Below are 20314 nucleotides of genomic sequence, written 5' to 3'. Positions count from 1 at the left end.
CTCCAAAATGCTACAGGGGTTTTGTGAATGCGGTTAAAGCTGTATTTAAGCACTCTGCTGTTTTTGGTTTTATTAAGTGTTTCGGCTAATGCACAACAGACGTTTGTCTACACCGATGCTGTGGCTGATCAAAACCTTCATGATGTCGGTGAAGTGTTTACGGCAAATGATAATATGTTTCCGCAGTCTGTGGCTGCGATTGATGCTTGGCGAGCCAGCAAAAAACCACAATCTCGAATAAGCTCTGTCGGCGGTAGCTATTGGTTAATTGTTGAAATTGAAAATCTAAGTGATATTGAAGATTTAGTTCTCTACCCATACAACACCCTGGTTTCGAAAATAGAAAGCCGCATTTACGATATTACTGATCCAACTGCCCCGATACAGCACTTTGTAACCGGTGGGGTCGAGCCGAATCAATTTGCTTTTCACTATGGTAATCGTTTATCTCTTGAAAAAGGTAAGCACTATACGCTTATCACTTATTTTGAGAGTGACTACTTTTATACTCCCGCAAAGCTGGTATTGACGCCTTATCAAGATTATTTTCAAAACATAACCATTGAAAATATGATCATGATGCTTTGCTTTGGGGTGGGTATTGCACTTGGTTTATATAACTTATTGATTTATTTGGTTTCTCGTGATGTCACACACCTTTACTACGCGCTATTTACTGCATCCTGGGTGTTTGCTTGGAGCCATTTTTTCCATATTTCTGATCAGCTGTTTGGTTACTATAATCCTCATCTTCATTGGCTCGGCTTTGCGCTCACACCCTTAACCAATATTCTGTTTTACAACAACTTACTCAAACTTAAAGAGACATTTCCCAAACTGGCGCAATTATCCCTGACGGTGGGTGTAATCGCTACTCTGGGTATTCCGTTTTGTATTTTATGGCCAAGCTTTGGTTTTTATTGGTCAACGTTAGTAACGGGTGTTGCTTTATGTTTAGGCTTATACATAGGTGTACGCTGTATGCTCATTGGCTTTAAGCCAGCACGCTATTTTGTGCTTGCTTACATTGCCATGATGCTACCGAATATGGTCGGAAATTTAACTAATTTAGGCTTGCTGCCTGCTACCTCCATTAATTTATATTTATTGGGTTTGATAGGCACAGCGATGGATGCCATGTTACTGGCGTTTGCTGTTGCTGATAAGTTTAGGCTGCTTCACGATGACAACGTAGAGCTCAATAAAAATCTAGAAGAAAAAGTCCATTTAAGAACCTTGGAGCTTGAAGAACTCGCCTCTGAGCTTCGCGATGCGAATGAAGCTAAAAGCCGTTTCTTAGCGAATATCAGTCATGAGATTCGCACCCCAATGACATCAATTATTGGCTATGCAGATGGCATTATGCTCGGGGACATTAAGCCTCATGAGCGCAACCATGGGATTGGCGTTATATTGCAAAATAGCCGCCATGTTCTTGGCTTAATAAACGATATACTCGATATGTCGAAGATTGAAGCCAACAAGCTAGAAATAGATTTAGTCGAAACAGACTTGTTTGCCACGATTGCCAATATTGAGTCACTTATTGGCAAGCAAATCCGTGATAAGGGCTTAAAGTTCAGTGTTGATTATCAGTTCCCGTTGCCAGACTACCTAATTACCGATCCGAGTCGTTTAAGGCAGATCTTATTAAACTTAACAACCAACGCCCTTAAGTTTACTCAAGTGGGGCGTATAACTTTAACGGTGAGCTGTCATAACGATAAGTTGTCGATAAGCGTAAAAGACACCGGTATTGGCATGACAGACAAAGAGCAGCAAGCCTTGTTTAGTGCCTTTTATCAAGCGGATTCAAGTATTTCTAGGCAATATGGTGGCACGGGTCTTGGCCTTAATATTTCAAAGAGCCTCGCCAAAAAATTGGATGGGGATATTAGCGTTAAAAGTAATGTCGGCTCTGGCAGTGAGTTTATTTTCACCATGTCGATTTATACTACAGATAATACACGCTGGCTTAATGATATGAGCGAAGTGAAGCTCGTTGAAACCTCACCGTTTAGTAAGCTTGATGCACCAGAGAACTTAAAGGGCAGAGTATTACTTGCCGAAGACCACCCAGACAACCGACGTTTAATTGCGCGAATATTAGAGCGTATGGGGCTGACAGTGACCACCGTTGAAAATGGTAAAGACGCAGTGCAAGCAACCCTCGAAGACAGCTTTGACCTTATTCTACTCGATATTCAAATGCCGATTATGGACGGTCAAGAGGCATTGAAAATGATGCAAGCAACGGGAGTAAGCGCGCCTATCATTGCACTGACAGCGAATACCATGAAGCATGAAATTGCCCGTTATATGAAGCAAGGCTTCAATGATTTAATCGCCAAACCAATTGATAGAAACGCGTTTAGCCATAAAATTGCCAGTTACTTAGATTGCGATGAGTTAGCCGATATCAAATTACCTGAAAAAGAGTTTCAGGCGCTTAAAGATGACTACATAAAAGGTCTTGAAGAACAGTATCGAGAAATGCGCGACCAATACAAAAAGATGGATATTGATGGCTTAAGCAGAAATGTTCATATGCTTAAAGGTGCTGCGAACATGTTCGAATGTGAAACGCTTTATGTTAAAGCGGTTGCCGTTGATGCTGCGCTTAAAAAAGATACCGTCACGCTCGATACGCAGCTTATTGCCTCCTTATTTTGTGCCATGCAAGACGAGATAACCAAGGTAACGCATTGATTGCTTGAATAGCGGCTATTTCTTTGTAAGCACAGACAAATTAGCTATTTCTTGATATTAATATTATTAAAACACCTTGCTGGGAAGGCATGATGCAGTATCAACATATTTCAGTACCCTCGAATGGCGCGCAAATTACTATCGATAGTAAGGGGCAATGGCATATTCCTGATAACCCGGTTATTGCTTACATTGAAGGCGATGGTGTTGGTCAAGATATCAGCCCGGTGATGCGTGATATTGTTGATGCTGCAGTGAATCATGCTTATCAAGGCGATAAACAAATACATTGGATGGAAGTGTTCAATGGCGAAAAAGCAGCAGCGCTTTACGATGGCGACTGGTTCCCGCAAGAAACTCTGCATGCCGTTAGGCAGTATAAAATTGCCATAAAAGGGCCGCTAACAACCCCCCTTGGCGGTGGTTTTCGCTCTTTAAATGTGGCTCTTCGTCATGAGATGGATTTATTCGTTAACATGCGGCCCATTCGCAGTTATCCGCATTTACCATCGCCCTTAAAAGAGCCTGAAAAAACCCAAATCACAGTAATACGCGACAGCTCAGAAGACGTTTACTCAGGCATTGAGTGGCAGGCTGGCAGTATCGATAACGAGCGTATGCTTGATTTTCTGTGCCAAGAAATGGGTGTCACCCGACTTCGCTTTGATAACCAATGCGGTATTGGCATTAAAAATAGCTCGAAAGAGGCGGCAGAGCGACTGATGCGTTACGCCCTTAACTTTGCCCTTAAAGAGCACAGTGAATCACTGACTGTGGTGCACAAAGGCAATGTACTTAAATTTACCGATGGCGCCTTTAAACGTTGGGCATTTGCCCTTGCTGAGCAAGAGTTTAACGCTGTAGCGCATGAAAATGGTCGTTGGTTAGTGATCAAACGTGACGAGCAAGATGATTTAATTATCAAAGAAGTCATTGCCGATAACATGCTACAACAAGCGCTGCTCACCCCAGAGCAATTTGATGTGGTGGTAACAACCAATCAAAACGGCGATTACTTAGCTGATATGCTAACCGCACAAGTCGGTGGGGTAGGTATTATGCCTGCGGCAAACTTAAATAATGAAGTGGCCTTTTTTGAACCGACTCATGGCACATTTAATCGCATAGCCGGGGAAGACAGTGCAAATCCAACAAGCAGTATTTTAAGTGCGGTTATGATGCTACGTTTTATTGGCTGGCACGAAGCGGCGAATAAAATAGAAAAAGCCCTAGAGCAGACGCTTAGCGCAAATGAAATGACGTTTGATTTGGCTAACCTAGTAGCCGATGCGACGATGCTTAGTTGCAGTGATTTTGCAACAAGCATCATCGCGCGAATAAGTAACTCAAATAATGAACCATATTAAGCGGCATTGGCGCTTTTAACTGCGTAGACACATGGTTTACCTGTTAACTGTGCTGCACGTTGGTAAATGTGTTCTGCACCAGGTTCGTTGCTTGTCATGCCTGTTAATGTATCCATTAACGCAACCACTAAAATAGCTGGTACTTGGCAGCAGTATTCATCTAACACTGCAGTTGTTGTTTGTGCATCAACATGACAATGCGGGTGAGTACGTACTGTGCTATATGCTTTTAACAGTGTCTCTGCTTGTAGAACATCATCATCTTGATGTTTGGTTTTACGGCATTGGCAACCAAACTCATCAACCATTGTTGCCAGTGTTTGGTAAATTTCTTCGCAAGCTAAATCGCTTTTTTTACAAAGCTGCTGCTCGATGAATGAGTGTAATTGACCATTGATGTAAAGGCCGTCCTGTTGAGTGAATTGCGCTGAAGTTTTCATAATCATTTTCTCTTTGTTTATGTGCTTAACTTCACTCTAGCCCTTCACTCATTATTAATGAAATTGTTGTTTTCAATAACTGATATTGATTTTATCAATATTATACTGTTTTTAGCGATCAGCCACGGTACTGGCAAAGGCAAGTAGCTCTCTACGCAGCCACTGGTGTGGGTTTGCGTGATGTAGCAAAGGGCTCCATAACATTTTTACTTCAATAGGGACTATTTGAAATGGCACTGGACTTATTACCAAATCAGTGTGTTTTGCTAATAACATGGCTTGGCGGCGGGGCAATGTTGCTATGAGTTGAGGTGATTGGCAAAGTAGGCTCGCCACCATGTAATGGCGGGTAAATACGCGAATATTGCGGGTTTGTTCTAGTTGCCATAATGCCTCATCGACCCAGCCGAGCTTTTGGCTGCCTGATTTATTTGTTACTGCCGCTTCTACGCCCCAACCAGCCCGATTCACCCAAATGTGTTCTTGTGCAAGGTAGCCTTCAAGGTTTTGCTGTTGTAAGTAAGGGTTGTCTGGGTGTGTTAAACAGCAGTAATTATCGCGCCACACACTGGCTTGGTGGAATGAGCGGGGCAGGCCATTAAAGCGGTTAATGGCAAGGTCAATGGTGCCTTTTTCCATATCTTGAAGATTAACATCGCTTGGGCTCAAAATATCAAAGTTAAGCCCCGGATTCTTTGCAAGTTGCTGGGTGATAAACGGCGCAATAAGGGTTGATTCAAGGTAGTCGTTTGCCATGATCCGAAACGTAATATTGGCTGTGATCGGGTCGAATACCTCACTTGGCTGAGTAATTTCCTCAGCCATTTTTAACAGTGATTCTATTTCAGGTTTAAGGCTGAGCGCTTTTGCGGTTGGCGTCATTGTGCCAGCGGCTCTCACTAATAATGGATCATCAAATAAATCACGCAAACGTTTAAGGGCATTACTCATTGCAGGTTGAGTCAAAGCCAGCTTATTGGCGGCTTTAGACACACTTTGTTCATCAATGAGGACATTTAAATACACCAATAGGTTGAGGTCGACGTGCCTAATATTCATTTGATCAATCTTATTTATTATCTTTATTAATTACCTAAATTAAAGCGCGCTTGCTATTGTGTGTAAACAAGGCGACTAAAATAATCAGCATAAGCGATAAAAATAATGCCACAGCAAAGTTCACATTTGGCTGTTAAATCACACAGCGAACAGTTAAATCAGGTCGTAGCAACTAAGCTTGCCCGTGCGGTGTATGCTGGCTTTGAGGCTATGTTTGCAGAGTTTTTAAATATTACCCTCGGTGCACAAAGTCGTTTTGAACAGCGCCAGTGGCATCAAGTTCAAGGGGCTATGAAATCGCGATTGCAAGTTTACGAAGGGCAAGTAAAAAAGGTAAGCCAAGCGGTAAAAATTATTGCTTATAGTGAAGTAGACGACCCAGCACTTTGGTTATTAGCCAAACAAATATACACAGAAATGGTGCAAAGCCATGAAAACCAGCCTATTGCTCATACCTTTTTTAACTCAACCTTCGGTGCAATTTGGGACTCACGAAAAATCCGCAATGTGCACTTGTTTGTACTAAAAGCACGATATCAACTGGGGCCAAGACCCTTTGATTCATTGGTTAGCCGCATTTCCCTGCAAAATGGCTTTGAAAGTGCGATTAGTAGCTTGATCAAGCGCCATGTATTTCGGTCACGATACGCTGATTTTACTGATGATGTTGCCATGTTACAGCGTACCTTGATTGCTGGAGCGAAACAACAATGCCCACAAGTTTATGAGCTGCTTGCTCTCAACGATGGCTATATTGAATACGCTAATTCATTGTTTTTCAGAAATAAAGCGTGCTACATCATAGGTCGTTGTATTGCTAAAAATGGCGATAACATGCCATTTGCGATTGCGCTATTAAACAGTGAAAAAGGTCTTCACATTGATGCTGTGATGATGGGAGCTGATCAACTCAGCTTGTTGTTTGGCTTTGCGCGTACTTATTTTATGGTCGACACTGACCAACCCGCCCGATACGTTGATTACCTCAGTGTTTTAATGCCTCATAAGCAACGTTTTGAGCTGTTTAATGCCATAGGCTTTATCAAACACGCGAAAACCGAGTTTTATCGTTACAAAGTTGATACCACCCGTAATAGCCCCGTTGACGATAAATACACACTTGCGCCGGGTACGCCGGGCATGGTGATGCTGGTATTTACCACCCCAGGCTCAGATTATGTGTATAAGGTAATAAAAGATAAATTTAGTGCACCAAAAACAGCCACCAAACAACAAGTAATGGCCAAGTACGACTTTGTCAAACAAGCTGACCGAGTAGGCCGCTTAGTTGATACACACGAATTTCGTTATTTAGCGTTTGATTTAAGCCGATTTAGTGATGAGCTTATACAAACAATGCAGCAGCAAATTGGCGATAGCTTAGTGATCTCGGGTAATGCACTTATTTTGCGCCATGTTTATGTAGAGCGCAAAATGACGCCGCTTAATTTGTATATCAACGACTGTGATGAGCGAAAACTGCAGCAAGTAATGGTTGATTACGGTAAAGCGATAAAAGAGCTTGCGGGGGCTAATATTTTCCCCGGTGATATGCTGATGAAAAACTTTGGTGTAACCCGTTGGGGAAGAGTAGTGTTCTACGACTATGATGAAATTTGCCCGATGACAGAATGTCAATTTAGAGAACTGCCAAAAACCGATGACTCATTAGATGAGCTAAGCAGCGAAAGCTACTTTGATATTGCCGAAAACGACGTATTTCCGAGCCAGTTTAAAATCTTTTTTAGCGCTAATAAGCGAGCGTTTGATTACTTCAATGCTGCACATCAAGATATTTTCACCGCCACAATGTGGCAGCAATTACAGACAGCCATAAACGATGGGCAATTGCTTGATGTTTATCCTTATAAGCAGTCTTGGCGCTTTTCGTCGATGAGAGCTCAAATGAAAAAATCTCAACCTATAACTGTTTAATAGGAACATAGTGTTAGCGTATGCTATTTAAAAATTGCTAAGGAACGCACTATGAAAAACACACTGTTATTATCGAGTTTATTTATTTCGTCTATGGTAAGCGCCAATCCGTTATTAGGTAGCTGGCAATTTGTTGAAGGCAAATATGCAACCAATGACGGCTATGTGACGGCAAAAGCGCCAGAAATAACCTCTGTTAAACTGATTACACCCAGTCATTTTAGCTATATCACTCAAAAGCAAGGCAACTTTCATTATGCTGGTGGCGGCAAATATGTTTTGCAAGACCAGCAATTTATCGAAACTTTTTCCTATGGTAATGTACCTTCACTACTTGGTAAGACCATGGCATTTGATTACAAAATTGAAGGTGATTTATGGCACCACACCTTGTATGAAAATGGCAAATTAGTCGAAGCTGAGATCTGGCAACGAATTAAATAGAAGGTGATATGCGTTATATTAAGCACGAAGACTCACAGTTACACTTTGCGCAAACAGATAAACCAGCCCTAAAAGATAACGAAGTTCTTATTGCTGTTGCAGCAATCGGCGTTAATCGGGCAGATTGTTTACAGCGACAGGGCAAATATCCAGCACCCAAAGGTGACAGTGAAATATTAGGTTTAGAATGCGCCGGCACCATTGTTGAGAAAGGTAGTGCAGTATCCGGTGACTGGCTTAATAAACGTGTTTTTACCTTGTGCGCGGGCGGTGCTTACAGCGAGTATGTTGCCGTTGATGCTGCGCAAGTGATGCCGTTACCAGATGAAATGACAATGGCAGAGGGCGCTGCTATCAGTGAAGTATACTTAACGGCTTTCTCTGCCTTATTTCAATTTGGTCAGCTCAAAGCAGGGCAGACGGCACTTATTCATGCGGGAGCCAGTGGTGTAGGTGGGGCGGCAATTCAAATGGCAAAACGCGCGGGTGCTCAAGTGGTGATCACTGCAGGCAGCGATGAAAAGTGCGAACATGCCAAGCAGCTTGGCGCAGACCACACCATTAATTATAAAACCGCTGATTTTGTAGAATACTTCAAAGCCAATAATTTACAGGCTAACACCATTGTTGATCCTGTCTCAGGAAGCTATTTAAATAAAAATGCTGCCGTTGCAGCAATGGATTGCCAAATTGTGATGTTAGCCTTTTTAGATGCGCGCTTTGCTGAGGTTGACTTTGCAAGGCTGCTTAGCAAACGTATTTCCTTTCATGCATCAACCTTGCGTAACCGTTCAATTGAGTTTAAACGTGATTTAAAAGAGCAGTTTATTTCGCGCTTTTATGATGACTTGGCCAACGGGCTGTTCGATTGCAATATCTATAAAACCTTAAATTGGCAAGAAGCGAATGAGGCTCACCGTATTTTAGATAACAACGAAAACTCGGGAAAAGTGGTGATGTTAGTTGAATAACATCAATTTGCCCATATTATTGGTTTTATTAGTAGTTAAAAGTAAAGGTTAATATGAACCCTATTATTGCAATGCTCAAAGAGCACAATGTAAGTGACGAGAAAGTGCGTGAGCTGTTTCAAGCGTTTATGGAAAACCCAATGATGGCAATGGGTCTGGTCCAACAGTTAGGTATCCCACCAGAAAAGCTTCAACAATTGATGGCATTAGTGATGACGCAGCCACACCTTATTAAAGAAGCGGCTGAATCAGTGGGTATCAGTGATGATGAAGTTGAGCAAGCCAAAGCGCAGTTCAAAAATCAGCAGTCATAAAATTAAATGATACGAATTTAAAAAAGGTTAGCTCTTTGGCTAACCTTTTTTGTTAATTACTGATACGAAAACACGTCGTCTAGTTTCTTATCAAACAGTTGAGCAATCTTAAAAGCCACCTCGAGCGAGGGTGAATATTTACCTTTTTCAATTGCTACTATAGTTTGTCTTGAAACGCCAACTGCCTCTGCCAATGCTTGCTGAGTCATTTCGTTGTGATGAAATCGAAGTTCCCGAATAGTATTACTGAGCTGTTTTGTCATCTAGCTGTCTCTTCGATATAAATATGCTTTGCTGGCAATAGTAATAATTTCACTGACTAAAAAACCAATAATAAGAAAGTGCATAATATTATATAGATCAGAGACCTCAGGTAACAGCATGCGTCCAGATACACGTTCAATTTGCGTCGCTAAAAATACACACATTAAGATAATTGCAGAGCAGAACCAGTGACCAAGTTTGGTGCTTTTTAGCTCAATGAGCTTATCACGCTCATCATCCCCTAAGTCTGCTTCTTTATGTTTAATACTAGCAAGCACAGATTGCATAATGATCTCTAAGATCACCGCAATCACGACAACCTTATACAAATAAGACACCATGGTCTCTTGGCTAAGATCACCCGCAGCTTGTAGTGAATTAATGCCTAACAGGTAATAGCTTAAAAGGCCTATGGTTACCACCAAGGTGCTCCAAATTGTCATTTCTTTGTAGCTCATTTTCTTCCACCCTATGTAAAAAATATTTGACTTAGTGTTAAGTGAACTACTCATTGGGTGTGATGTCAAATTTTTTAACATCATGTATGGTATTTTTATCATTGACGTATTTCGTTACATTTAGTTGAGAACTAATTCCTACCGAACAGACTCCTATTGAAACAAACAACAAATAAGGAACGAATATGAACTGGCTTTTGAAGGTATGGGAAAATAACCGCTCTTTGATTTTATTCATCTGTTTGATGAGTGTGTTTAGAAGTGCGGTGGCTGATTGGTATGAAGTGCCAACAGGCTCAATGAATCCGACCATCGTTGAAGGGGACCGAATTTTAACGGATAAAATGGCTTATGATCTGCGTGTGCCATTTAGTCATATTTCGCTAATGCGTACTGATGAGCCAAAAGCCGGTGATATCATTGTATTTGATTCTAAGGCTGCAAATAATCGCTTAATAAAGCGTGTTATTGGCGTGCCGGGCGATACAGTGACTTTAGTCGATAACAAATTAATCATTAACGGTAAAGCACTTGATTACGCATTAACTGATGATAAGCAAGAGCAGCAGATACTCATTGAAAACCTTGCCGGTGTTCAGCACGCTATTCAGGTATCAAAAACGCCCTCGGTGATGCAGCATTTTGCACCTGTCGTTATTCCCAAAGATATGTATCTAGCGATGGGCGATAACCGTGATAATAGTGCAGACTCACGAGTGATTGGGCTAGTGCCTCGCAGTGAGTTATTAGGCAAAGCTAAAGGGGTGCTTGTGTCACTCGATTATGATGATTATTACTTACCTCGAAAAGAACGGGTTTTACATAATTTGTACTTAGCACCCTAGATAAACAAAAAAACCGTTGTGTCTGAAACACAACGGTTTTTTATATTAACTAGAAATTGTGTAATTACATTACACGCATGCCAGGCTCTGAGCCTTCATCTGGATTAAGAATATAAATTTCTTTACCGCCAGGGCCTGCAGCTAATACCATGCCTTCAGACATACCGAAACGCATCTTACGAGGCTTAAGGTTCGCTACCATTACCGTTAGCTTGCCTTCAATGTCTTCTGGTGCATACGCAGATTTAATGCCTGCGAATACTTGGCGCGTTTCGCCACCTAAATCTAAAGTTAGTTTTAATAACTTATCTGCGCCTTCAACGTGTTCTGCTTTAGCAATTTTTGCTACGCGTAAATCAACTTTCGCAAAATCATCAAATTCGATTTCTGGGCTGATGGGTTCTTTTGCTAGTGGGCTGTTTGGATCAATCTTGTCTTTTTCAGCAACTAGACTTTCTTTTGACTCTTCAATCATTTTGTTTACTTTATCCATTTCAACACGTTGCATTAACGGTTTGAACTTATTAATTGCGTGGCCAACAAGCGCTGTTTGCGCGCCTTGCCATGTTAAACCGTCGTTTAAGAAGGCTTCAACGTTTGCAGCCATACCTGGAAGAACAGGTTTTAAGTAGGTGATAAGTACACGGAACATATTTAAACCAAGTGAGCATACATCGTGTGCTTCTTGTTGTTTTGTTTCGTCTTTAATTAACACCCATGGTGCCTTAGCGTCGATGAATTGGTTTGCTTTATCAGCAAGGGCCATGATTTCACGAATTGCACGGCTGTAATCACGGTTTTCATAGTGGTTTGCGATGCTTGCAGCAGCTGCTTGGAACTCACCTAATAGCGCTTCGTCCATTACGGTGTCGCTAAGCTTGCCGTCAAACTTCTTGGTAATGAAGCTTGCACAACGACTTGCGATATTAACCACTTTACCTACTAAGTCTGAGTTTACACGTAGTGCAAAGTCTTCAAGGTTTAAATCAAGGTCAGTGATGCCGTTGTTTAGTTTTGCTGCGTAGTAATAACGAAGATATTCAGGATCTAGGTTATCAAGGTAAGTACGCGCCTTAACAAAAGTGCCTTTTGATTTAGACATCTTCGCGCCATTCACAGTTACAAAACCGTGGGCAAATACATTTGTTGGCTTTCTGAATTTTGCGCCATCTAACATTGCAGGCCAGAATAGACTGTGGAAATAGATGATATCTTTACCAATGAAGTGGTAAAGCTCTGCATCTGAGTCTTCGCTCCAGAATGCATCAAAATCAATCCCTTTCTTATCACACAGGTTTTTAAAGCTCGCCATGTAGCCAATAGGTGCGTCTAACCACACGTAGAAGTATTTACCCGGTGCACCTGGGATTTCAAAACCAAAGTAAGGTGCGTCACGGCTGATATCCCACTGCTGTAGGCCATCTGCAAACCATTCATCAAGCTTGTTCGCCATTTCTTGTTGAATCGTACCTGAGTGTAACCACTCTTTAAGCATGTCTTCAAAAGCAGGTAGGTCGAAGAAGTAATGCTCCGAATCTTTTAAGATTGGCTCAGCACCTGACATAACAGAGCGTGGGTTGATAAGCTCAGTTGGGCTGTAAGTTGCACCACAAGAATCACAGCTGTCACCGTTTTGATCTTCAGACTTACACGTTGGGCAAGTACCTGTTACAAAGCGATCTGGTAAGAAGATACCTTTCTCTGGGTCGAAAAGTTGAGAAATAGTGTGCTTTTTAATGTGACCCGCTTCATTTAAACGGTTGTAGATTAGCTCGCTGAAATGGCGGTTCTCTTCACTGTGCGTGCTGTGGTAGTTATCAAACTCAATATTGAAATCAGCAAAGTCACGTTGACGTTCAACACTCACGTTTTTAACCATCTCTTCTGGCGTGATCCCTTGCTTTTGCGCATTAAGCATAATTGGTGTGCCGTGAGCATCATCCGCGCAAACGTAGTAGGTTTCATGACCTTGTTGTTTTTGGAAACGCGCCCAAATATCAGTTTGGATATATTCTAGTAAATGACCTAAGTGAGTCGGGCCATTGGCATAAGGTAATGCGCTAGTAATCAGGATCTTTCGCTGTGCCATAATCATTCCGAATTGAGATTAGTTCGATGCAAACATGCTCGAATATCATTATTTAATTCATTGTGAGTTGCTTATATACAACCTAAAGCAATGATATTATCTAATTGTCTGGTTTTAATGCCATGAATGTTACATAATTCCGCAGCACTTTTCATCAAAGAAACGCTAATTTATTGCTATGTTTGGACTGTCAAAACTATTCTCAAGTAAATCGGCTGAAAAAGCACCTATCATTGCTGCCTTAGCCGCCTACCGTAGTAGCGCATTTGCCATTGGCATTGAGCAAGACTGGCTCGAAGAGCTTAATCAAAACAGCGATAAAAGCTGGCAGGTAAAACTTAGCCTACCTTTCGCTGGTTGTGGCGAAATCAACGAGATTGAAAAATTTGTCGCTGATAAACTATCAGTGCCTGTGTCAATTAGCGCTAAAGTTAAATTACCTAGCACATATAGTTTTAAGCAAATTAAACATATTGTGCTCGTTGCATCAGGTAAGGGCGGCGTTGGAAAATCAACCACGGCGGTAAATCTTGCCTCGGCTTTAGAGCAAGAGGGTGCCAAAGTGGGTATTCTCGATGCCGATATTTATGGCCCGTCTATTCCGCTGCTTCTTGGCCTACAAGGTGCTGAGCCGAAAGCAGCCGATGATAAAAGCTTACTTCCTTTTGAAGCGCACAATCTCAAAGCGCAATCGATCGGCTTTTTAGTACCTAGCGATGATGCAACCGTTTGGCGCGGGCCAATGGCATCAGGTGCACTTAATCAATTAATGAACGAAACCGCCTGGGGTGAGCTTGATTACCTAATTGTTGATATGCCTCCCGGCACCGGTGACATTCAATTAACCATGAGCCAAAAAGTACCAGCAAGTGGCGCTGTGATCATTACAACGCCTCAAGATTTGGCCTTAGCCGATGCACAAAAGGGCATTGCTATGTTCAATAAAGTGAACGTGCCTGTGCTTGGTTTAATTGAAAACATGAGTTATTTCTTGTGTGGACATTGTGGTGAGCCCAATCATGTATTTGGTAAAGATGGCGCTGTGACATTAGCGCATCGTCATGGCGTGCCTGTGCTTGCTAATATTCCGCTGGCTATTGAAATTCGCGAAAGCTCAGAGCAGGGCAATTTAATAGCCAAAGACAACGCGGCTAAAATAAGTGAAACCTACAAAACCGCTGCCCGTGTGCTTGCTAGTAGCTTGTATTATCAACAGGCGCAGTCAAGTTCTATTGAAATCATCATTACCGAAGACTGATAGTAGCAAATATTTTTACAGCGAGACTTTTTAATTAATAAAGTTGTTATTAGTGATTTGTCTTGCTGTGAGGGTACTACCTCATTTTTTTGTTCACGTCTTGTCTTGTGAATCACTTAGACTAAAAACAATTTCGCAGTAAATGTTAATATTTTATTGACGTTTTAGTAACCGTGTCATACCCTAATGAAAGCGCTTACATTAAAAGGGCTTTTTATTTGACCTTTAATGTAAGCGCTTACAATTGACTGATTAAAACTATACTCTATATATATCAGTTGAGTACTAACAAACACATAATGTTAGGGTTCAATGCAATGAACAAATTCAAAACACACTTAACACAACTAGCAATGGCGCTTTCTGTAGCGACTTTAGCTGGCTGCGGTGGCTCTGCCACAGATACAAAAATAGATACTGTCGATCCAACTGAACCAGTTTCAGATTGGGTGATGGTTTGGGAAGATAACTTTGACGGCGATGCCATTGATGACAACAAATGGAATTTCGAAATAAACTGTGCGGGTGGCGGTAATAACGAAAAACAATGTTATACCGACAGTGAAGAAAACGCCTTTGTTGCAGACGGTATTCTAAATATAGTTGCATTACCTGCAGAAGAGGGTGCAACAAAACCTTATACATCTGCACGTATCAATACTCGCTATAAAGCTGATTTTAAATATGGTCGCTTTGAAGTACGCGCAAAGCTACCTAGTGGGCAAGGTTCTTGGCCTGCGTTCTGGATGATGCCAACCGATGAAGTTTACGGTGGCTGGCCTCGCTCTGGTGAAATTGACATTGTTGAGTCGGTTAACTTAAAAGTTCCAACCGAAGATGGTGTCGAGTCAAATATTTACGGCACGCTTCACTATGGCAAAGAGTGGCCAAATAATGATAGCAGTGGTAAGGCTTATGCATTTGACCAAGGGTCAAACCCTGCTGATGACTTTCATACTTATGCTATTGAGTGGCAAGAGGGTGAAATTCGCTGGTATGTTGATGACTACTTATACGCGACACAGCGCAAGTCAGAGCTACTTTACAATGCAAATGGTGAAGCGCTGGCTCTAAAACATAAAGGTTGGTACACAGAGTACTTTGACCAAACAACTGGTGAGTTAAAAACGTTTTGGGATGAATCTCCTTATGACCAAGAGTTTTATTTAATTCTTAACTTCGCAGTTGGCGGTGATTGGCCTGAAAACGTTAATGCAACCGGTATTGATGCAAGTGCATTCGAAAATGGTCAAACTTTTGAGGTTGACTATGTACGTGTTTATGAATGTGCTCAAGACCCAGACACAGGTAAAGGCTGTGAAACAGTTCGCCCTGGTTACGACAATTTAGAAGATGCACTTGTGCAAGGTGCAGCCCCGGCGCCAACACCACCAAGTGATGGCACAGTCACACCACTTACTATCTTTGATAGCAGCTTTAACCCTAACTGGCCTGCGTGGGACTGTTGTGGTGGCACAACGCCAGGGTTAGTTGAAGATGCAGACCGTGGTAATGTAGTTGAATTTAGTGTGGGTGCAGAGCCTACAGTAAATGGCTTTATTAGCCGTGATGCCTTTATTACCGATGAAAATGGTGAAGCGTCTCCTTATGATGCTAGTGCACTGTTAGAAGACGGCTATGTAACGTTTGATATGCAGGTGACGTCTTTACCATCAACGGCAGATGTTAACTGGTACTTTAAAATAGAAAGTGATGGAGGGGATAAAGCCGTTCAGCTAAATCTAAACGAAAGTAATGAAGGTGTTAGTCCAGTTGCTGGTGAATGGCAAACCTATACTTTCCCAATACAAGCATTAGCTGACGCTGATTTAAATGTATCGCTAATTGATGTGATCATGATTTTCCCTGAATGGGGGCAAGGTGAGGGTGCTGTTTACCGTGTTGATAATGTTGAAATAACCAATGGCGGCACAACAACATTACCTTCATTAACTTTATTCACTGATGAAACTAATCTTGATTGGCCGCTATGGGATTGTTGTGGTGGTTCAACACCTGTTGAAGTAGTCGACGACGAAGAACATGGTGTTACTGCAGAGTTCTCTATTGGTGCAACTCCTACGGTAATGGGCTTTATTAACCGTACTTCATCTGGTGGTAGTGGTACGCAGTTTGATGCATCAGCATTGGTTGATGACGGCATGCTGCAGTTTGAGATGAAGATCACTTCTTTACCATCAACACCAGATGCGGCTTGGCTATTAAAAGTTGAGTCTAATGAAGGTGCAACAGCAGTAGAAGTTAACCTTAACACAAGCTCAGAAGGTGTTGACCCTGTTGCTGGTGAATGGCAAACATACACGTTCCCAATCAGTACTTTATTAAACGCAGGTTTAGATGTGAGTGCTATTGATGTAATCATGATTTTCCCTGCTTGGGGTCAAGGTGAAGGTGCAGTTTACCGTGTCGACAATGCTCGCATTTATGCACCAGAACAAGAATCGGCAGCATCAGAGCTGACGCTGTTTGCCGAAAACGTGGCAGATCAGTGGAGCATTTGGGATTGTTGTGCTGGTAGCACGCCAACAGTCGAAACTGACGATGAAACTCATGGCTCTGTGGCAGAATTTCAAATTGGTTCTACCGCTACGGTAATGGGCTTTTTAGCTGATGATGGCGTGAGCTTTGATGCATCGCACTTATTATCTGAAGGTGTGGTTCGTTTTGAAATGAAAATTGTTTCAAACGCCAGCGACCCAGATGCTCAGTGGTTATTCAAAATTGAATCAAACGATGCAGGTCAAGCTGTGGAGCTTGCGTTAAGTGCAAGCCAAGAAGGTGTCGAGCCTGTGGTTGGTGAGTGGCAAACCTATACTTATACACTTGCCGATTTACTAAGTGCAGGTCTTGATATTAGTGCAATCGACGTTGTTATGGTGTTCCCGTCATGGGGGATGGGTGAAGGTGCGGTTTACCGTATTGATAATGCAGTTATTGCAAACCCGTAATTAACATTGGCAACAAGTGATGGGTGCTGATTACAGCACCCAGTATCCATGACAACATATTGCAAAAGCAGGTATATCATGAAAAGCACAAAATTTATTAAAACACCTCTTGCAGCGTCAGTTGCGATGATTTTAACCGCAGGGCTAGGCACTATGTCTGCTTATGCACAGGATGAGCAAGAGAAAGCTGATAACGAAATTGAAGTTATCGAAATTAAAGGTATTCGTGGCAGTCTGATCCGCGCCATGGATATGAAACGTGATGCAACAGGTGTTGTAGATGCGATTTCAGCAGAAGAGATGGGTAAGTTCCCAGATACTAACTTAGCTGAATCATTACAGCGTATTACCGGTGTATCAGTGAGCCGTTCAAACGGCGAAGGTAGCGAAATTACGGTACGTGGTTTTGGCCCTGAGTTTAACCTAGTAATGCTGAATGGCCGTCAAATGCCAGGCACAGGTTATACGCGTTCATACGCCCTTGAGAATATTGCCGCTGATGGTGTAAGTGCACTTGAAGTAGCAAAATCAGGTCAAGCTGATGTACCAAGTGGTGGTCTAGGTGCTACTGTAAATATTATTACAACTCGTCCATTAAATAGCCCAGGCGAAAAGTTTAGCTCGTCGATTAAAGCTATTCATGACTCGTCAAACGAAAAAGGTGATGATGTAACGCCAGAGTTTTCAGCGATGTACAGCAATACCTATGCTGATGATACATTTGGTTTTGCGGCATCATTCTCTCATCAAGAACGTGATTTTCAACAGCAAAGTGCCAATATTCAAGGTTGGCAGGCCAATGTTAACTTACCAACCCTTGATGAAGGTGACTACATTGACCCACGTGCAGTAGATAGCGAAGGCAATCGTGTCGGTAATCATTTCTTCCCGAAAGACATGAACTACAGTATTGCTGATGTTGAACGTGAGCGTACTAATGGCCAAGTAACTTTACAGTACTCGCCAATTGAAAGCTTTACTGCAACGGTTGATTACACAGCAAGTCGTGCAATCACCGGTGTTGAAACTGCAGGTTGGGGTATTTGGAATGAGTTTGGCAGTAACATTAATAGTTATGAGCTTGATGAAAATGGTACAGCGCTTTATGCTGATATCAGTGGTAATGATGGTTCATTCACCGCAAGCCGTGCCACTACAGAAGTTAAAGCACGTTCAATTGGTTTAAACCTAGAATGGCAAATCAATGACCAGTGGGAAGTTGAGTTCGATTATCATGATTCGAAAAACGAAACAGATAACGGCGCAGATGATGGTTTAGGTTCTGATGGCCAAATCATTCTTGGCTCAGATCAGTTGCAGAGCAAAGTGTATGATTACCGCACTGGTGAAATTCCGCACGCTTACGTTAATTGGAACAATGGTACGACGGTACTTGATCCAAGTGAGATAGATTCAAACTTCAGTCAGTTTATTTACTCACCAGGTGAGTCTAATGTTGAGCAAGCTCAGCTTCATGCAACCTGGTTCAATGAAAGCTTTGAAATTCCACTAGTTAAAGTGAAATTCGGTGCAGCCAATACTAAGCAAACTATGGGTGGTTTTACTGCTTGGAGTGGCTTACGTGGCGGCCCTGGTTTTAATCCATCTTTCACCGAAATATTCCCTGATGGCATGTTCACTTATAATGATACTGGCGACATGCTAGATCAGTTTGCCGGTGGTGGTAGTGCCCTAGAGCCAAATTATTATTACACCTATAGCTTTGAAGAAGCGTTAGCTCGTCAGCTTGCTTATTTAAACGAAGATTTATTAGGCGATAATCAATATTCAATTGACCCATTCTTTGATGGTATCGACAGTGAAAGCTACGTAGAAGAGAAGACACAAAGCTTCTATGTGAATAGCTTATGGGAATTTGAATTATCTGATTACTTTGTTCAAATCAACGCAGGTCTTCGTTATGAAGAAACCGATGTGACCAGTACGGTTCGTCAACGTGTAGAAAGCCAGGTGAACTGGGTGAGTGCATCTGAGTGGATCATGCAGTACGAAACTGGCGGTACAGATAATTTTTACCAAGAAGAAGGTAATTATGATATCTGGTTACCAAATATCGACGTAAAAGTTGAAATAACAGACGAGCTAGTTGGTCGTGTTTCATGGGGTAAAACCATGGCACGTGCGCCGCTGGGTAATTTGGCTGGTGGCCGAAGCTTAACGGGTAGCCCGAAACCGGATGCACGTACTGGCGGGCAAGGTAATACTAACCTGTTGCCGTTTGAGTCGACAAACCTCGATTTATCACTTGAGTACTACTACGGCGAAGGTAGCTACGCATCGGTTGGTTACTTCAAAAAAGATGTAGATAATTTTATTTCAAACGCAACACAAGAGATTACGATTGATGGCTTATACGATATCTTAAATGGTCCTCGTTACCTTGAAGCTGTGGCATCTGTAGAAGCGCGTGGCGAGCAAGCTACTACAAATGCAATTTTCAATGAAATGCTGGCATTAGGTTATGGTAATGCGGATGGTGCCATTGAGCCAACGAGTTCAGATCCATTGATGGTATGGAAAATTACCCAACCGCAAAATACTGATAGTAAATCAGTTGACGGTATTGAGGTTGCTGTACAGCACTTGTTTGGTGAAAGTGGTTTTGGTTTAGGGGTTAACGCAACATTTGTAGATGGTGATGTTGAATTTGATTCAAATGACCTTGAACCTCAATTTCCATTAGAAGGTTTAAGTGATTCAGCTAACTTCCAAGCCTTCTATGATAAAGACGGCTTATCAGTAAAAGTAACTTATGCATGGCGTGACTCTTACTTAATTGGTGTTGGTCAAGCGCAAGGTTCGACTGATGCTCCGCCACAGTTTGGCGATACTTTCGGTCAATGGGACTTAAGTGTTAACTACGACATCAACGAAAACATGACTGTTTTCTTTGAAGGTATAAACCTTAATAACGAAACTGAGCGTGGCTACGGTCGTTACGAAGAGCAGTTCTTATTTGCTCGTCAATACGGACCTCGTTACACAATTGGTGCCCGTTATAGCTTTTAATATGTGATCCCGATGGAACAAAAGCCGCTCAATGAGCGGCTTTTTTTATTTTCGGCCCTAAACCACCTACTTCAGTAGGTGGTTATCATCATTTAGGCTTTGCCTGAAAAAATACTCATGTTAATTCCTTACTTGATTTTTAGCGAAGTCATATAAGGAAAA

The 20314-nt window shown here is 42.0% G+C and carries 15 protein-coding genes; 10 read left to right on the top strand and 5 right to left on the bottom strand.

The window, feature by feature from the left end:
- Positions 1-27: 27 nt before the first annotated feature.
- Both ABMY41_RS16670 and icd read left to right on the top strand, forming a co-directional pair.
- Positions 28-2709: a 7TM diverse intracellular signaling domain-containing protein gene (locus ABMY41_RS16670; protein ID WP_349275503.1), complete on the top strand. Its 2682-nt coding sequence runs from the start codon at positions 28-30 to the stop codon at positions 2707-2709.
- A 92-nt stretch (positions 2710-2801) separates the two neighbouring features.
- On the top strand, positions 2802-4076 hold the full coding sequence (gene icd, locus ABMY41_RS16665) for an NADP-dependent isocitrate dehydrogenase (protein ID WP_349275514.1): 1275 nt from the start codon (positions 2802-2804) through the stop codon (positions 4074-4076).
- Here the strand turns inward: icd and ABMY41_RS16660 are convergent.
- On the bottom strand, positions 4073-4516 hold the full coding sequence (locus ABMY41_RS16660; protein WP_251598666.1) for a hypothetical protein: 444 nt from the start codon (positions 4514-4516) through the stop codon (positions 4073-4075). The two genes, icd and ABMY41_RS16660, sit on opposite strands and share 4 nt — an antisense overlap.
- A gap of 111 nt (positions 4517-4627) precedes the next feature.
- Positions 4628-5575, bottom strand: a complete 948-nt coding sequence (locus ABMY41_RS16655; protein WP_349275501.1) for a LysR family transcriptional regulator — start codon at positions 5573-5575, stop codon at positions 4628-4630.
- A gap of 105 nt (positions 5576-5680) precedes the next feature.
- On the opposite strand from ABMY41_RS16655, the gene aceK reads away from it, so the two are divergent.
- The 4 genes from aceK to ABMY41_RS16635 are packed head-to-tail and all read left to right on the top strand — an operon-like array spanning position 5681 to position 9239.
- On the top strand, positions 5681-7510 hold the full coding sequence (gene aceK / locus ABMY41_RS16650; protein WP_349275499.1) for a bifunctional isocitrate dehydrogenase kinase/phosphatase: 1830 nt from the start codon (positions 5681-5683) through the stop codon (positions 7508-7510).
- Between the two features lie 51 nt (positions 7511-7561).
- Positions 7562-7954, top strand: coding sequence for a hypothetical protein (locus ABMY41_RS16645; RefSeq protein ID WP_058584827.1), 393 nt, complete (start codon positions 7562-7564; stop codon positions 7952-7954).
- Positions 7955-7962: 8 nt separating this feature from the next.
- Positions 7963-8925, top strand: a complete 963-nt coding sequence (locus ABMY41_RS16640; RefSeq protein WP_175081755.1) for a zinc-binding dehydrogenase — start codon at positions 7963-7965, stop codon at positions 8923-8925.
- Between the two features lie 53 nt (positions 8926-8978).
- Entirely contained in the window at positions 8979-9239 is a 261-nt protein-coding gene (locus ABMY41_RS16635; protein ID WP_054561248.1) for a DUF2999 family protein, read from the top strand.
- Between the two features lie 56 nt (positions 9240-9295).
- On the opposite strand, the gene ABMY41_RS16630 is transcribed toward ABMY41_RS16635, so the two are convergent.
- Positions 9296-9502 (bottom strand): helix-turn-helix transcriptional regulator, encoded by a 207-nt coding sequence (locus ABMY41_RS16630; protein ID WP_054552938.1) that lies wholly within the window; start codon positions 9500-9502, stop codon positions 9296-9298.
- The gene (locus tag ABMY41_RS16625; protein ID WP_175078142.1) at positions 9503-9961 is read right to left on the bottom strand and encodes a hypothetical protein; all 459 of its coding nucleotides are present in this window, start codon (positions 9959-9961) and stop codon (positions 9503-9505) included.
- A gap of 185 nt (positions 9962-10146) precedes the next feature.
- On the opposite strand from ABMY41_RS16625, the gene lepB reads away from it, so the two are divergent.
- The gene (lepB, locus tag ABMY41_RS16620) at positions 10147-10806 is read left to right on the top strand and encodes a signal peptidase I (RefSeq protein WP_349275495.1); all 660 of its coding nucleotides are present in this window, start codon (positions 10147-10149) and stop codon (positions 10804-10806) included.
- A 64-nt stretch (positions 10807-10870) separates the two neighbouring features.
- On the opposite strand, the gene metG is transcribed toward lepB, so the two are convergent.
- Entirely contained in the window at positions 10871-12895 is a 2025-nt protein-coding gene (metG, locus tag ABMY41_RS16615; protein WP_349275494.1) for a methionine--tRNA ligase, read from the bottom strand.
- A gap of 178 nt (positions 12896-13073) precedes the next feature.
- Between metG and apbC the strand changes: the two genes are divergently transcribed.
- From apbC to ABMY41_RS16600, 3 genes are all read left to right on the top strand, one after another.
- A complete protein-coding gene (apbC, locus tag ABMY41_RS16610; protein WP_287242247.1) occupies positions 13074-14153 on the top strand; it encodes an iron-sulfur cluster carrier protein ApbC in 1080 nt (359 codons plus the stop codon).
- Between the two features lie 317 nt (positions 14154-14470).
- The gene (locus tag ABMY41_RS16605; protein WP_349275492.1) at positions 14471-17122 is read left to right on the top strand and encodes a family 16 glycosylhydrolase; all 2652 of its coding nucleotides are present in this window, start codon (positions 14471-14473) and stop codon (positions 17120-17122) included.
- A gap of 78 nt (positions 17123-17200) precedes the next feature.
- Complete coding sequence (locus ABMY41_RS16600) at positions 17201-20152, top strand: TonB-dependent receptor (protein WP_287242266.1); 2952 nt, start codon at positions 17201-17203, stop codon at positions 20150-20152.
- Positions 20153-20314 lie beyond the last annotated feature (162 nt).

The sequence above is a fragment of the Pseudoalteromonas sp. BZA4 genome (assembly GCF_040104395.1).
GTDB lineage: Bacteria > Pseudomonadota > Gammaproteobacteria > Enterobacterales > Alteromonadaceae > Pseudoalteromonas.
Note: the sequence above shows the minus strand (reverse complement) of the source record. Positions and strands in the feature narration are given on the sequence as shown.

Excerpts from the sequence above, each read along its gene's own strand:
- ABMY41_RS16630 (WP_054552938.1), bottom strand. The coding sequence starts at position 9,502 with ATGACAAAACAGCTCAGTAATACTATTCGGGAACTTCGATTTCATCAC.
- apbC (WP_287242247.1), top strand. The coding sequence starts at position 13,074 with ATGTTTGGACTGTCAAAACTATTCTCAAGTAAATCGGCTGAAAAAGCA.
- ABMY41_RS16645 (WP_058584827.1), top strand. The coding sequence starts at position 7,562 with ATGAAAAACACACTGTTATTATCGAGTTTATTTATTTCGTCTATGGTA.
- lepB (WP_349275495.1), top strand. The coding sequence starts at position 10,147 with ATGAACTGGCTTTTGAAGGTATGGGAAAATAACCGCTCTTTGATTTTA.
- metG (WP_349275494.1), bottom strand. The coding sequence starts at position 12,895 with ATGGCACAGCGAAAGATCCTGATTACTAGCGCATTACCTTATGCCAAT.
- ABMY41_RS16655 (WP_349275501.1), bottom strand. The coding sequence starts at position 5,575 with ATGAATATTAGGCACGTCGACCTCAACCTATTGGTGTATTTAAATGTC.
- ABMY41_RS16600 (WP_287242266.1), top strand. The coding sequence starts at position 17,201 with ATGAAAAGCACAAAATTTATTAAAACACCTCTTGCAGCGTCAGTTGCG.
- ABMY41_RS16625 (WP_175078142.1), bottom strand. The coding sequence starts at position 9,961 with ATGAGCTACAAAGAAATGACAATTTGGAGCACCTTGGTGGTAACCATA.
- ABMY41_RS16640 (WP_175081755.1), top strand. The coding sequence starts at position 7,963 with ATGCGTTATATTAAGCACGAAGACTCACAGTTACACTTTGCGCAAACA.
- ABMY41_RS16660 (WP_251598666.1), bottom strand. The coding sequence starts at position 4,516 with ATGAAAACTTCAGCGCAATTCACTCAACAGGACGGCCTTTACATCAAT.
- ABMY41_RS16635 (WP_054561248.1), top strand. The coding sequence starts at position 8,979 with ATGAACCCTATTATTGCAATGCTCAAAGAGCACAATGTAAGTGACGAG.
- aceK (WP_349275499.1), top strand. The coding sequence starts at position 5,681 with ATGCCACAGCAAAGTTCACATTTGGCTGTTAAATCACACAGCGAACAG.
- ABMY41_RS16670 (WP_349275503.1), top strand. The coding sequence starts at position 28 with ATGCGGTTAAAGCTGTATTTAAGCACTCTGCTGTTTTTGGTTTTATTA.
- ABMY41_RS16605 (WP_349275492.1), top strand. The coding sequence starts at position 14,471 with ATGAACAAATTCAAAACACACTTAACACAACTAGCAATGGCGCTTTCT.
- icd (WP_349275514.1), top strand. The coding sequence starts at position 2,802 with ATGCAGTATCAACATATTTCAGTACCCTCGAATGGCGCGCAAATTACT.